Here is a 13,370-nt window from a genome sequence, read left to right on the forward strand (position 1 = left end):
TAAAAATAAATGGAGCAACACCCATGCAGTCGATCCAACGCACTCTCCTGGCCCTGGCCATCGCTGGCACCACCACCCCGGTGCTGGCAGGCGCCGCCAGCCAGGCCTTCGTACCCACGGAGCTGAGCAGCAACAACGCCCAGGCCCAGGCCAGCGGCTTCATCGCCGGGCAAAGCCTGAGCGGCTCGACCAAGAACTTCTTCGCCCAGGAACGCACCAAGCGCGACACGCGCTTCTCGATCCTCAAGGGCGATGGCAGCCGCGAAAGCACCAGCCTGCGCGAAACCTGGACCCAAGGCACCATCCTCAACTACAGCTCGGGCTTTACCCAGGGCACCGTGGGCTTTGCCGCGGAGCTGGCCGCCTACAACGAAATCGCCCTGCAGCAGGGCCACGGGCGCATCGCCGGCGGCGGCAACCGCACCCTCACCGACAGCGACGGCGACGCCGTGGCGCAATGGAGCAAGCTGGGCCTGGGCAACCTGAAGGCGCGAGTGTCGAACACCACCTTCACCGCCGGCCGGCAAACGATGAACACGCCGATGATCGCCACCATCGGCAACCGCGCGCTGCCCTCGAGCTTCGAAGGCTTGAGCCTGCACAGTGCTGAATTCAACAACCTGAGCTTCGACGCCGGCACCTTCGACCGCGTGTCGCCGCGCACCGAGCAAAGCCTCACGCGGTTTGTCGCCGAGTACGGCAACCGCGCGGTCAGCACCGACCACGCCAGCACCGTCGGCGCCACCTACAAGCCCCTCGAAAGCCTCGAGACCAGCCTGTACGCGACCCAGGCCAAGGACTTCTGGAACCAGTACTACTTCGGCCTCAGCCATGACCTCGGCGACCCGGCCCAGCTGGCCCTGAACACCTCGCTGAACTACTACAAAACCCGCGACGAAGGCGCCGCCAAGCTCGGCGCGATCGACAACGACACCTACAGCCTGGCCTTCACCCTCAGCCACGGCGCGCACAGCTTCCTGGTCGGCTGGCAGCAGGTGAACGGCAACGAATACTTCGACTACCTGCACGAAACCAACGGGATCTTCCTGGCCAACTCGCTGTTGTCTGACTTCAACGGCCCGAACGAGAAATCCCTGCAGTTCGCCTACGGCCTGAACATGGCCGAATACGGCGTGCCGGGGCTGAAGTTCAACGCCTACACCGCCCGCGGCTGGGGCATCGACGGCACCCACTACAACAGCAGCGGCTATACCGATGTGAAGGCCCAGAACGGCGAGAGCCATTACGAATACGGCGTGGGCGCGGCCTACACCCTGCAGAGCGGCGCGCTGAGGAACAGCAGCGTGCGCGCCACCTACAGCGCCCATCGCGCCAGCGCCAACCAGGTCGATGGCAGCCTCAACGAACTGCGGGTGGTCACCACCATTCCGTTCAACATCCTGTAATACCGCGCCCCTGCCGGCAGCACGCCCGGCAGGGGCAACTACGCTATCAACAGCAGAGGGCCCAGCATGAAACAGCCTGCACTACGCACTGCCCTGGCGGCGCTACTGTTCAGCGCCAGCGCCAGCACCCTGGCCAAACCCTTGGTGGTGTGCACCGAGGCGAGCCCGGAGGGCTTCGACATCGTGCAATACACCGCAGCCACCACCGCCGACGCCTCGGCCGAGACGCTGTTCAACCGCCTGGTCGAGTTTGCCCCCGGCACCACCGACATCCAACCCGGCCTGGCCGAGCGCTGGGAGATCAGCGACGACGGCCTGCAATACACCTTTCACCTGCGCCCCGGGGTGAAATTCCACAGCACCGAGTACTTCACCCCCAGCCGCACACTGAACGCCGACGACGTGCTGTGGAGCTTCAACCGCCAGCTCGACCCCAACCACCCCTGGCACAACCAGGCCCCGATGGGCTACGGCTACTTCGAGTCGATGGGGCTGCAGGCGCTGATCCACAGCATCGAAAAAACCGACCCGATGACCGTGGTGTTCCACCTCAACCGCCCGGAAGCGCCGTTCCTGCGCGACCTGGCCATGGGCTTCGCGTCGATCTACTCCGCCGAATACGGCGACCAACTGCTCGCCGCCGGCACCCCGGAAAAACTCAACAGCCAGCCTATCGGCACCGGGCCGTTCATCTTCAGCCGCTATGCCAAGGACTCCCAGGTTCGCTATAAAGCCAACCCGGATTACTACAAGGGCAAGCCACCGGCCGACCCGCTGGTGTTCGCCATTACCATCGACGCCAACACCCGCCTGCAGAAGCTGCGCGCCGGCGAGTGCCAGGTGGCGCTGTACCCCAAGCCCGAGGATGTGGCCGCGCTGAAGGCCGAGCCGGCGATCAAGGTCGAGGAACTGCCCGCGCTGGTGGTCAGCTACGTGGCGATGAACACCGAGCGCCCCTGGCTCAAGGATGCCCGCGTGCGCCAGGCAATTGCCCTGGCGGTAGACAAACCCAACCTGGTGCGTACCCTGTTCGGTGAAGGCAACGCGGTGCTCGGCACCGGCCCCTACCCGCAAACGGTGCTGGGCTTCAATCATCACCTGGTCAACCCGCAACATGACCCGGCCAAGGCCCGCGAACTGCTCAAGCAGGCGGGTGTGCCCGAGGGCACCACGTTTACGGTGTACACCCGCAACGGTGGCGGCGTGACCAACCCCAACCCGGGGCTGTCGGCGCAATTGTTGCAGGCAGACCTCGCCAAGGTCGGCCTCAAAGCGGACATCCGCATGATGGAATGGGGCGAGATGGTCAAGGCGGTGAAACTCGGCCAACACGACCTGGTGTTCTACGGCTGGGCCGGCGACAACGGCGACCCAGACAACTTCGTGACACCCAACCTCAGCTGCGATGCAGCCAAAAGCGGTGAAAACGCCGCGCGCTGGTGCAATGCCGATTTCGACCGGCTGATCACCCAGGCCCGGGGCGAAACCGAACCTGCCAAGCGCGCCGCGCTCTATGAGCAAGCACAGGATGTGTTTAGCCAGCAGCACCCCTGGATCAGCCTGGCCTACCCCAAGCTGTTCGTGGCGCTGCGCAAGAACGTCGAGGGGTACCACATCAGCCCCCTGACCAATAACAACTTCGCCACTACCCAGGTGAAGTAAAAGAACGAAAGCCCGGCGTAACCCGCCGGGCACCAGTGCCTGACCGGCCGATGAGGTAAACACACACATGCTCAGTTTCATTGCCCGCCGCGTGGGGTTGTTGATACCCACGTTCTTCGGCATCACCCTGCTCACCTTCGCGCTGATCCGCCTGATCCCCGGCGACCCGGTCGAAGTGATGATGGGCGAGCGCCGGGTCGACCCTGAAATGCACGCCCAGGCCATGGAGCGCCTGGGGCTGAACAAGCCGTTGTACCTGCAGTACTTCGACTACGTGGGGCAACTGGCCCACGGCAACCTCGGTGAGTCGTTGCGCACCCGCACCAGCGTGTGGACGGAATTCCTCAACCTGTTCCCGGCCACCCTGGAGCTGTCGATCTGCGCGCTGATCTTCGCCGGGGTGCTCGGCCTGCTGGCCGGGGTGATCGCCGCGCTCAAGCGCGGTTCGATCTTCGACCACGGGGTGATGGGCATCTCGCTGGCCGGTTACTCGATGCCGATCTTCTGGTGGGGGCTGATCCTGATCATGGTGTTCTCGGTCAGCCTCGGCTGGACGCCGGTCTCCGGGCGCATCGACCCGCTCTACGACATCGAGCCACGCACCGGCTTCATGCTGATCGACGCCCTCTACAGCAGCGACGAAGGCGCCTGGATCGACGCGCTCAAGCACCTGATCCTGCCGTCGATCGTGCTCGGCACCATCCCGCTGGCGGTGATCGCCCGGATGACCCGCTCCTCGATGCTCGAAGTGCTGCGCGAGGATTACATCCGCACCGCCCGGGCCAAGGGCCTGTCGCCCGCGCGGGTGGTGTTCGTGCACGGCCTGCGCAACGCGATGATCCCGGTGCTGACGGTGTTCGGCTTGCAAACCGGCACCCTGCTGGCCGGCGCGGTGCTGACCGAAACGATCTTTTCCTGGGCGGGCGTGGGCAAATGGCTGATCGATGCCATCGGCGCCCGTGACTACCCCGTCGTGCAAAACGGCATCCTGCTGATCGCCTGCCTGGTGATCCTGGTCAACTTCGTGGTGGACATCCTCTACGGCCTGGCCAACCCACGCATTCGCCACCAGCGCTGAGGCCCCTTATCCATGAATAGCCAAACCCCTGTAACCGCGGCTGACCCCAGCCTGCTCTACCCCTCGCCGCTGAAGGAATTCTGGCAGGCGTTCGCGCGCAACAAAGGCGCGGTGGCCGGCCTTGCCTTCATGCTGCTGGTGGTGTTCTGCGCGCTGTTCGCGCCCTGGGTCGCCCCACATGACCCAAGCGAGCAGTTCCGCGACGCCCTGCTCACGCCACCGTCGTGGCTCGAAGGCGGGCAGTTCACCTACCTGCTGGGCACCGACGAGTTGGGCCGCGACCTGCTCTCACGGTTGATCCACGGCGCCCGCCTGTCGTTGCTGATCGGGTTGTCGTCAGTGGTGATGTCGTTGATCCCGGGGATTCTCCTCGGCTTGCTGGCGGGGTTCTTCCCACGCGCCATGGGCCCGGCGATCACCCGCCTGATGGACGTGATGCTCGCCCTGCCGTCGCTGCTGCTGGCGGTGGCGATCGTGGCCATTCTTGGCCCTGGGTTGATCAACACCGTGATCGCCATCGCCGTGGTGTCGCTGCCCAGCTACGTGCGCCTGACCCGCGCCGCGGTGATGGGCGAGTTGCACCGCGACTACGTGACCGCCGCGCGCCTGGCCGGCGCCAGCCTGCCACGGCTGATGTTCGTCACCGTGCTGCCGAACTGCCTGGCGCCGCTGATCGTGCAGGCCACCTTGAGTTTTTCTTCGGCGATCCTCGATGCCGCGGCGTTGGGCTTTCTCGGCCTGGGCGTGCAACCGCCAACGCCGGAGTGGGGCACCATGCTGGCCTCGGCCCGCGACTACATCGAGCGCGCCTGGTGGGTGGTGAGCCTGCCGGGCTTGACCATCCTGCTCAGCGTGCTGGCGATCAACCTGATGGGTGACGGCCTGCGCGACGCGCTGGACCCGAAACTGAAGAACGCGATTTGAGGGTTTTCACATGGCATTGCTAGACATCAAGAACCTCAGCGTGCGCTTCGGTGACCACAACGCTGTACCGGTGGTAGACGGCCTCAGCCTGAGCGTGGAGCGCGGCGAAGTGCTGGCCATCGTCGGCGAGTCCGGCTCGGGTAAATCCGTGACCATGATGGCCCTGATGGGCCTGATCGACGCGCCCGGGATCATCACCGCCGACACGGTGAACTTCGACGGCAACGACATGCTGCGCCTGGGCCGGCGGCAGCGCCGCAAGGTGGTTGGCAAAGACCTGGCGATGGTCTTCCAGGACCCGATGACCGCGCTGAACCCCAGCTACACCGTGGGCTACCAGATCGAAGAAGTGCTGCGCACGCACCTGGGCCTCAAGGGCAAGGCTGCCCGCCAACGCGCCCTGGAACTGCTGCGCAAGGTGGAGATTCCGGCCCCGGAAAGCCGCCTCGACGCTTACCCCCACCAGCTCTCCGGCGGCATGAGCCAACGGGTGGCGATCGCCATGGCGATTGCCGGCGAGCCCAAGCTGCTGATTGCCGACGAGCCGACCACCGCGCTCGACGTGACCATCCAGGCGCAGATCATGGAGCTGCTGCTGAGCCTGCAGAAGGAACAGGACATGACCCTGATCCTGATCACCCACGACCTCGCCGTGGTGGCCGAAACCGCCCAGCGGGTGTGCGTGATGTACGCCGGCCAGGCGGTGGAACTGGGCCATGTGCCGCAGTTGTTCGATGAACCCGCCCACCCCTACAGCGAAGCGCTGCTGGCGGCGATCCCCGAGCACAGCGAAGGCGCCGAGCGCCTGGCCACCCTGCCGGGCATGGTCCCGGGCCGCTACGACCGCCCCCAGGGCTGCCTGCTGTCGCCACGCTGCCCCTACGCCCAGGCCGACTGCGCCAGCAACCGCCCAGGGCTGGACCCTAAACGGCAAAGCCTGGCGCGTTGTTTCTACCCATTGAACCAGGAGGTGGCGTGATGAGCGTCGTACTCACCGCGCGCGACCTCACGCGCCATTACGAAGTCTCCACCGGGCTGTTCAAGCCCCACGCGCTGGTACGCGCGCTGAACGGCGTGTCGTTCCAGCTCGAGGCCGGCAAAACCCTGGCGGTGGTGGGCGAGTCCGGTTGCGGCAAAAGCACCCTGGCGCGCGCCCTGACCCTGATCGAAGAGCCCACCAGCGGCTCGCTGCAGATCGCCGGGCAGGAAGTCGCCGGCGCCACCAAGGCCCAGCGCAAGGTGCTGCGCCGCGACGTGCAAATGGTCTTCCAAAGCCCTTACGCCTCGCTCAACCCGCGGCAGAAGATCGGCGACCAATTGGGCGAGCCGCTGTTGATCAACACCGACCTGTCCCGCGAGCAACGCCGCGAAAAAGTGCAGGCGATGATGCAGCAGGTGGGCCTTCGCCCAGAGCATTACCAGCGTTACCCGCACATGTTCTCTGGCGGCCAGCGCCAGCGCATCGCCCTGGCGCGGGCGATGATGCTGCAACCGAAGGTACTGGTGGCCGACGAGCCCACCTCGGCGCTGGACGTGTCGATCCAGGCGCAGGTGCTGAACCTGTTCATGGACCTGCAGCAGCAGTACCAGACCGCCTACGTGTTCATCTCGCACAACCTGGCGGTGGTGCGCCACGTAGCCGACGACGTGCTGGTGATGTACCTGGGCCGGCCGGCGGAGATGGGGCCGAAGGAGGACCTCTACACCAACCCGCTGCACCCTTACACCCAGGCGCTGCTGTCGGCCACCCCGACGATCAAGCCAGACCCAGCCAAGCCACGGATCAAGATCGCCGGCGAACTGCCCAACCCGCTCAACCCGCCACCGGGCTGCGCGTTCCACAAGCGCTGCCCCTATGCCACGGAGAAGTGCGCCACTGAAGAGCCGGCGCTGCGGCCGATCGGAACGCGGCAGGTGGCGTGCCATTATGCGGAGCAGTTCGTGGCCTGAGGGTGGCATGGCAGGCCCCTCGCCCGGCACAGCCGGCCTCCCACCAGATTTGTGTAAGTGCTTGATTTAAGAGCCAACACAGAACCCGTGGGAGGCCGGCTGTGCCGGGCGAAGGGCCCTGAAGGTCACAAGATAATCTGCGTTCCCAACAACGTCAGAAACGCCGCCAACCACGCCGGGTGCGCCGGCCAGGCGGGGGCGGTGACGAGGTTGTCTTCGACGTGGGCCTGGCTGACTTCGATGTCGATATAACGCCCCCCGGCCAGCTTCACTTCCGGCGCACAGGCCGGGTAGGCGCTGCACTCACGCCCATCCAGCGCCCCGGCGGCGGCCAGCAGCTGCGCGCCGTGGCACACCGCGGCAATCGGTTTACGCTGCTCGGCAAAGTGCTGCACGATCGCCAGCACATCCTCGTTCAGGCGCAAATACTCCGGCGCCCGGCCGCCAGGAATCACCAGCGCGTCGTAATCCACCGCGCTGACCTGGCTGAAATCATGGTTCAGGGCAAACCGATGCCCGGGCTTTTCGCTGTAGGTCTGGGCGCCCTCGAAGTCATGGATCGCCGTGTGCACCGCCTCCCCGGCGCGCTTGCCGGGGCACACCGCGTGCACGCTGTGGCCCACCATCTGCAGCGCCTGGAAGGGCACCATCACCTCATAATCTTCGACGTAATCGCCGACCAGCATCAGGATTTTTTTTGCGCTCATGGCTTAGGCTCCGGGCAGGGTTACCTGAGCGTAGACCGTTTCATGCCCCGCGGCTAAGCGCCCCCAAGCGCCGCGACAATTCCTGCATGCCCCGGCTCAGCCCAGACAGCGCACCAGCATCGCGCGCGCCGGCGTCGGCGGCTTGCTGGATGCGCACCGCCAGTTCGTTGATCTCCTGGGTCACGTGGCTTTGTTCCTGGGCCGCCACGGCGATTTGCTGGGCGCGCTGGACGATGTCATCGAACGCCGTGACCGTTGCACCAAGCGAGGCCACCAGCACATCGGCCTGCGCCACCACGGTGCGCGTGCGGTCTTCGCCGGCGACCATGGTGGTCACGGCGCGGGCCGAGGCGCTGCGCAGCTCGGCAATCATCTGCTGGATCTGCTCGGCCGAGGCCTGGGTACGCCCGGCCAATGTGCGCACCTCGTCGGCCACCACCGCGAAGCCCCGGCCCTGCTCGCCAGCGCGGGCGGCTTCGATGGCGGCGTTGAGCGCCAGCAGGTTGGTTTGCGCGGAGATCGACTTGATCACCTCAAGCACCCCGCTCACGCTTTCGATGTCTTCGCCCAACCCCGTGATGGCTTGGGCCACGCCGGTCAGGTCGGTGGCCAGCGAGCCAATCGCTTCGCTGTTCTGCCCCACGTGCTGCTGGCTGCCGCGGGCGCTATCGAGCGAGCCCTTGGCGGTGTCGGAGCAATCCACCGTGGTGCGCGCCACTTCCTGGGCGCTGGAGGCCATTTCGGTGATTGCCGTGGCCAGCAGGTCGTTGTCTTCGCGCTGTTTGTCGGCGCGTTCGGCCATCAGCGTCGACAACCGCGCCACGTCATCGGCCTGCTGCTGCAGGCTGGCGGCTTCGGCGGCGATCGCCCGGAGCATGTTGCGCAGGGTGCCGGCGTAGCGGTTGACCGCGCCGCGCAGGGCGCCGATCTCGTCGGCGCGGCGGATGTCCAGTTGCTCAGCACCGGCACCGCCCTGGCTGAGGCGGTCGATCTGCGCGGTGGTTTCGTCGACCTGGCGCAAAATCGAACGCCCGGCCAGCCAGGCCAGGCCGAACACCACCAGCAGCAGCGGCAGCAGAATGCTGAGGATGTCGACGGTCAAGCGTTTGGCCACGGCGGTCATCTGCGCCTGCGGGGTGACCAGGCCGATCACCCAGCCAGTGGCGGGGATCCGCGTCAGGCTTACGTAGGCGGCGCCGCCCAACTGGGCTTCGTTGGCCACCGGGAAGGTGGTCGCCGGCGCCTGGGCGCGGCTGCGCCAGTCACTGACCTGGCTGAACCACGGCTGCGCCGCCAGCAGGGCTTTTTCATCCGCCTGGGCGGCACCGGGGAAGTACAACACCTTGCCCGAGCGGTCGAGGGCGAAGGCATAGCCGCCGGTGACCGCGCCATTCTGCTTGAGGAAATCCGCCAGGCCGGAGAGCGTCATGTCGATCGTGGCCACCCCGGCAAAGCGCCCGGCGCGTTGGTAGGGCACGGTGCAGGTGGTCATCAGGATCTTGCTGACCGGGTCTTCATAGGCGTCGGACCAGCCACAGCGGCCGGGGCTCGAGGCTTTGCCCTGCAGGTACCAGTCGGCGCTCTGGTAGGGGTCCGCGCCGGGGGCGTTGTATTCCTCGGAGTAGCCCAGGCCTTGGCCGCCGCGTGCCCAGTAGAAGCTGCGGCGCTCGGTGCCAGCGCTGAAGGCGTTGGGTTCGGGCCACAGGCCACCGCCAGCGATGGCGGGGTCCCCTTGGGAGTCGATAATGGGCGCCAGGTTGGCCTTGACCAGCTCTACATCGGCCGGCAGCGTGCCACCGAGGTTGGCCAGTGCCGCCACCCGGCCTTCGACCTCGCCCAGTTTGATCGACAGTTGCCCGGCAATCGCCGCGGCGGATTGCTCGGCGCGCAGGGTGTTGGTCTGGATCAGCTTGGGCTCGCCCGACAGCACCATCACGGCATAGATGGCCGTGGCGGTGAGGGCCACGATGAACAGCATCGCCCAACTCAGGCGGGCGATGATTTTGATGGGTAGCAGGCTCACGGTGGTTCCTTGACAACTTTATGTAATAAAACCGTCACAGGCATTTCCCGTGCCAGCCGGCTAGCTGCGCCGGTCGAGCAGGTTGACTACCAGCCGGTCGAGCCAGCCCCACACCCGCTGCTGCACCCGGCGCCATAGCGGGCGGGCCTTCCAGGCCGCCAGGGTCACCTGCCGGCTGCGCTCGAAGTCGGCCTCGAAACTGGCCTGCACCGCGGCGGTCAGGCCTGGGTCCAGCGCCTCGACGTTGGCTTCGAGGTTGAAGCGTAGGTTCCAGTGGTCGAAGTTGCACGAGCCCAGGCTGACCCAGTCGTCGACCAGCACCATCTTCAGGTGCAAAAAGCACGGCTGATACTCGAAAATCTTCACCCCGGCGCGCAACAGCCTGGGGTAATAGCGGTGCCCGGCGTAACGCACCGAAGGGTGGTCGGTGCGCGGGCCGGTCAGCAGCAGGCGCACGTCTACCCCCTTGAGCGCCGCCCGGCGCAACGAACGGCGCACCTTCCAGGTCGGTAAAAAGTACGGTGTGGCCAGCCAGATGCGGCGCTGGCCGCTGTTCAGCGCGCGCACCAGCGATTGCAGAATATCCCGGTGCTGGCGTGCGTCGGCGTAGGCCACCCGGCCCAGTTGCTGGCCTTGCGGCGGCACCCGCGGTACCCGCGGCAGGCCAAAGTGGGTGGGCGGGCGCCACTCGGTGCGGCGCAGGTTGGCCCGCCACTGGCGGTCAAACAGCATCTGCCAGTCGGCTACCAGCGGCCCCTGGATCATCACCATCACCTCATGCCATTCGCTTTGCGCGGCGCCCGGCTCCCAGAACTGGTCGGTCACGCCGGTGCCGCCGACCACCGCCAGGTCGCGGTCGACGATCAACAGCTTGCGGTGGTCGCGGTACAGGTTGCGCCCACCGCGCCACCACTTCACCGGGTTGTACAGGCGCAGCTCTACCCCGGCGCTGGCCAGCCGCACCGCCAGCGCATTGCCCAACGCCAGGCTGCCGTAACCGTCGAACAGGCAGCGCACCGGCACGCCACGCCCGGCGGCGGCTTCCAGCGCCGCCACCACCGCCTCGGCGCACGCCCCGGCCTCGACCAGGTACAGCTCCAGGTCGATGTGCTCGCGGGCCTGCTCGATGGCCTGGAGCATGCGCGGAAAAAACCGCGGGCCGTCGATCAACAGCTCGAATTGGTTACCGCTACGCCAAGGAAAGACCGGGCCGGCCATCGCCACTCCATGTTAAAAAAGACCCACGCCACGCGCGTCACGCGCTGTCATTATCGCAACATCCGGTTACAGACAACCGCCACGCGGAAATATCTCCGAGGAAACGCCGCCTATGAACAGCGATATTCATTATTACGAGCCGGCCCTGGGCCACGGCCTGCCCCACGACCCGTTCAACGCCATCGTCGGCCCCCGGCCAATTGGCTGGGTGTCCAGCCGCGCGGCGGACGGCACCCTGAACCTGGCGCCCTACAGTTTTTTCAACGGCTTCAACTACATCCCGCCGATCATTGGCTTCAGCAGCGTTGGCCGCAAAGACAGCCTCAACAACATCGAGGCCAGCGGCGAGTTCGTCTGGAACCTGGCCACCTTCCCCCTCGCCGAGCCGATGAACCAAAGCTGCGCGGCGGTGGCGCCGGAGGTGAACGAGTTCGAACTGGCCGGGCTGACCCCGGCCCCCTCGCGCAAGGTCGCGGCGCCGCGGGTGCTGGAGAGCCCGGTGTCGTTTGAGTGCAAGGTCACGCAGATCGTTCGGTTGCAGACCGCCGCGGGAGAGGCCGTTAACAGTTGGCTGGTATTGGGTGAGGTGGTGGCGGTTCACATCGCCAAGGTGCTGCTGAAGGAAGGTGTGTACGACACGGCCGCGGCAGACCCGATCTTGCGTGGCGGCGGCCCCGCGGACTACTTCCGCCTGGGGGAAAAATTCCTGATGCGCAGGCCCGGGGCCTGATCAGCCGGCGCGGCGCAGTTGCGGTGCAGCGCTGCGGCTGTACACCGAGTCGAAGGTTTGCACGTCGATGCGGGTGACCAGTTGGTCGCGCACCAGCAGGCTGAACACCTCCATGCTCGGCGACGCGAGCCAGCCGCCCAGGGCTTCGTCGCTGGCCCATTGGGCGCTGAGCATCCAGGTGCCTTCGTCATGGGCCGCGCGCTGGGCGGCGCACTGCAGGCAGCCGGGCGCCTTCAAGGTACCTTCGACCAGGTGCGCCAGGCACTCGCCCAAGGCCGCACTGCGCCCGGGGAAGGCACTGATGAACACGCAATGGCTGACGGCGGGGAAATGAGTCATGGTGTCTCTCCCTGATAGGTGTGGGGCAATGCTTCACGGTTACAGAGAATACCCGCCGGGTTAACACCGCGTTATCTCGATCCTGCCCGGTACTTGCCTGATCCTGCGGGGCGCTGGAAACCCACCGGCCCGGCAGGGTAAAAGGTGTTCAGCAAGGGGCTGGCAAAAAGCCTGTAAACCGGCGTTCGGGCAGGATCAGGCAAGCATCGAGCAGGATCGGCCTACCCTGTTGCACTTGCACAGAATTATCCTGCAACGCATTCACCCCCTCCCCAGGAGCCGCCCATGAGCATGGCCGAGCCGACCGACAGCAGCGTGCCCGCCGCACTGGAAACCCAGCGCCTGGAACTGGCCGGGTTGATCCGCAAGCACACCCGCTCCAGCGCCACCGGCGACGCCCACCAGGCCTGCGCGGTGCCGGGCCTGCACCTGGTGCGCTACGAACATTGCCGGCCATCGGCGGCGAGCATCGCCCAGCCGGCGCTGTGCGTGTTCGCCCACGGCAGCAAGGAGGTGTACCTGGGCGATGAGCGTTACGTGTACGACCCGCTGCACTTTCTGGTGGTGTCGGTGGCGATGCCAGTCAGCGGCCGGCTGCTCAACGCCAGCCCCGAAGACCCGAGCCTGTTGATCCGCCTGGACATCGACCCGGCGGAGATCAACCAGTTGATCGCCGACGCCGGCCCGCTCAGCGTGCCCGCCCGCCCTGCCGAGCGCGGGCTGTATGTGGAGCGAATGGAAAGCACCCTGCTCGATGCGTTGATCCGCCTGGTGCGCCTGGTGGAAACCCCGCGCGACATCCCCATGCTGGCGCCGTTGATCCGCCGTGAAATCCTCTACCGCCTGCTGCGCGGCAAGCAGGGCCAGCAGTTGTACGAAATCGCCCTGTGCAACAGCCAGACCCACCGCGTCAGCCAGGCCATCGACTGGCTCAACGGCCACTTCGAAAAACCCCTGCGCATCGACGACCTGGCGCGCCGGGTCAACCTGTCCAGCTCTACCCTGCACCACCGCTTCAAGGCCATCACCTCGATGAGCCCGCTGCAGTATCAAAAGCAACTGCGCCTGCAGGAGGCGCGGCGGTTGATGCTCAACGAAGGGCTGGAGGCCGCGGCGGCGTGCTACCGGGTGGGCTATGAAAGCCCGTCGCAGTTCAGCCGCGAGTACAGCCGCGCCTACGGGGCGCCGCCTTCGCGGGATCTGGCGCGGTTGCGGGCGGGGGCTTGAAGGGCCCATCGCCCGGCACAGCCGGCCTCCCACGGGTTCTGTGTTTACCTGTAAATCAAGTACTTACACAGATCTAGTGGGAGGCCGGCTGTGCCGGGCGATGGGC

12 protein-coding genes and 1 pseudogene are annotated in these 13,370 nt (G+C 66.3%); 8 read left to right on the top strand and 5 right to left on the bottom strand.

Annotated features, from left to right (window positions below):
• Positions 1-23: 23 nt before the first annotated feature.
• From ACFZCE_RS06810 to ACFZCE_RS06835, 6 genes are all read left to right on the top strand, one after another.
• Positions 24-1,406, top strand: coding sequence for an OprD family outer membrane porin (locus tag ACFZCE_RS06810; RefSeq protein WP_390937259.1), 1,383 nt, complete (start codon positions 24-26; stop codon positions 1,404-1,406).
• Positions 1,407-1,472: 66 nt separating this feature from the next.
• Entirely contained in the window at positions 1,473-3,068 is a 1,596-nt protein-coding gene (locus tag ACFZCE_RS06815) for an ABC transporter substrate-binding protein (RefSeq protein WP_390937261.1), read from the top strand.
• Positions 3,069-3,135: 67 nt separating this feature from the next.
• Complete coding sequence (locus tag ACFZCE_RS06820; RefSeq protein WP_390937263.1) at positions 3,136-4,146, top strand: ABC transporter permease subunit; 1,011 nt, start codon at positions 3,136-3,138, stop codon at positions 4,144-4,146.
• A 12-nt stretch (positions 4,147-4,158) separates the two neighbouring features.
• Complete coding sequence (locus tag ACFZCE_RS06825) at positions 4,159-5,070, top strand: ABC transporter permease subunit (RefSeq protein ID WP_390937265.1); 912 nt, start codon at positions 4,159-4,161, stop codon at positions 5,068-5,070.
• Positions 5,071-5,080: 10 nt separating this feature from the next.
• Positions 5,081-6,049 carry an oligopeptide/dipeptide ABC transporter ATP-binding protein gene (locus ACFZCE_RS06830; protein ID WP_390937267.1) on the top strand — a complete coding sequence of 323 codons (969 nt, stop codon included), beginning with the start codon at positions 5,081-5,083 and terminating at the stop codon, positions 6,047-6,049.
• Positions 6,049-7,020, top strand: coding sequence for a dipeptide ABC transporter ATP-binding protein (locus tag ACFZCE_RS06835; RefSeq protein WP_390937269.1), 972 nt, complete (start codon positions 6,049-6,051; stop codon positions 7,018-7,020). The genes ACFZCE_RS06830 and ACFZCE_RS06835 overlap by 1 nt, the downstream gene beginning before the upstream one ends.
• A gap of 125 nt (positions 7,021-7,145) precedes the next feature.
• Here the strand turns inward: ACFZCE_RS06835 and ACFZCE_RS06840 are convergent, their stop codons facing one another.
• The 4 genes and pseudogenes from ACFZCE_RS06840 to ACFZCE_RS06855 form a co-directional block, all read right to left on the bottom strand.
• Positions 7,146-7,727 carry a DJ-1/PfpI/YhbO family deglycase/protease gene (locus ACFZCE_RS06840; protein ID WP_390937270.1) on the bottom strand — a complete coding sequence of 194 codons (582 nt, stop codon included), beginning with the start codon at positions 7,725-7,727 and terminating at the stop codon, positions 7,146-7,148.
• 40 nt (positions 7,728-7,767) lie between these two features.
• Entirely contained in the window at positions 7,768-9,156 is a 1,389-nt protein-coding gene (locus ACFZCE_RS06845) for a methyl-accepting chemotaxis protein (RefSeq protein ID WP_390937511.1), read from the bottom strand.
• A pseudogene (locus tag ACFZCE_RS06850) lies at positions 9,148-9,705 on the bottom strand (cache domain-containing protein); the annotation flags it as partial. The gene ACFZCE_RS06845 and the pseudogene ACFZCE_RS06850, both read right to left, overlap by 9 nt.
• A gap of 105 nt (positions 9,706-9,810) precedes the next feature.
• Positions 9,811-10,968, bottom strand: coding sequence for a phospholipase D-like domain-containing protein (locus tag ACFZCE_RS06855; protein WP_390937272.1), 1,158 nt, complete (start codon positions 10,966-10,968; stop codon positions 9,811-9,813).
• Between the two features lie 112 nt (positions 10,969-11,080).
• Between ACFZCE_RS06855 and ACFZCE_RS06860 the strand changes: the two genes are divergently transcribed.
• Complete coding sequence (locus ACFZCE_RS06860; RefSeq protein ID WP_390937274.1) at positions 11,081-11,698, top strand: flavin reductase; 618 nt, start codon at positions 11,081-11,083, stop codon at positions 11,696-11,698.
• Here ACFZCE_RS06860 and ACFZCE_RS06865 read toward each other — a convergent pair whose 3' ends face one another.
• On the bottom strand, positions 11,699-12,037 hold the full coding sequence (locus tag ACFZCE_RS06865; protein WP_390937276.1) for an antibiotic biosynthesis monooxygenase: 339 nt from the start codon (positions 12,035-12,037) through the stop codon (positions 11,699-11,701).
• A 285-nt stretch (positions 12,038-12,322) separates the two neighbouring features.
• Here ACFZCE_RS06865 and ACFZCE_RS06870 point away from each other — a divergent pair, with 285 nt between their 5' ends.
• On the top strand, positions 12,323-13,264 hold the full coding sequence (locus ACFZCE_RS06870) for an AraC family transcriptional regulator N-terminal domain-containing protein (protein ID WP_390937278.1): 942 nt from the start codon (positions 12,323-12,325) through the stop codon (positions 13,262-13,264).
• Positions 13,265-13,370: the final 106 nt, after the last annotated feature.

It is taken from the genome of Pseudomonas sp. NPDC007930, assembly GCF_042958985.1.
Taxonomy (GTDB): domain Bacteria; phylum Pseudomonadota; class Gammaproteobacteria; order Pseudomonadales; family Pseudomonadaceae; genus Aquipseudomonas.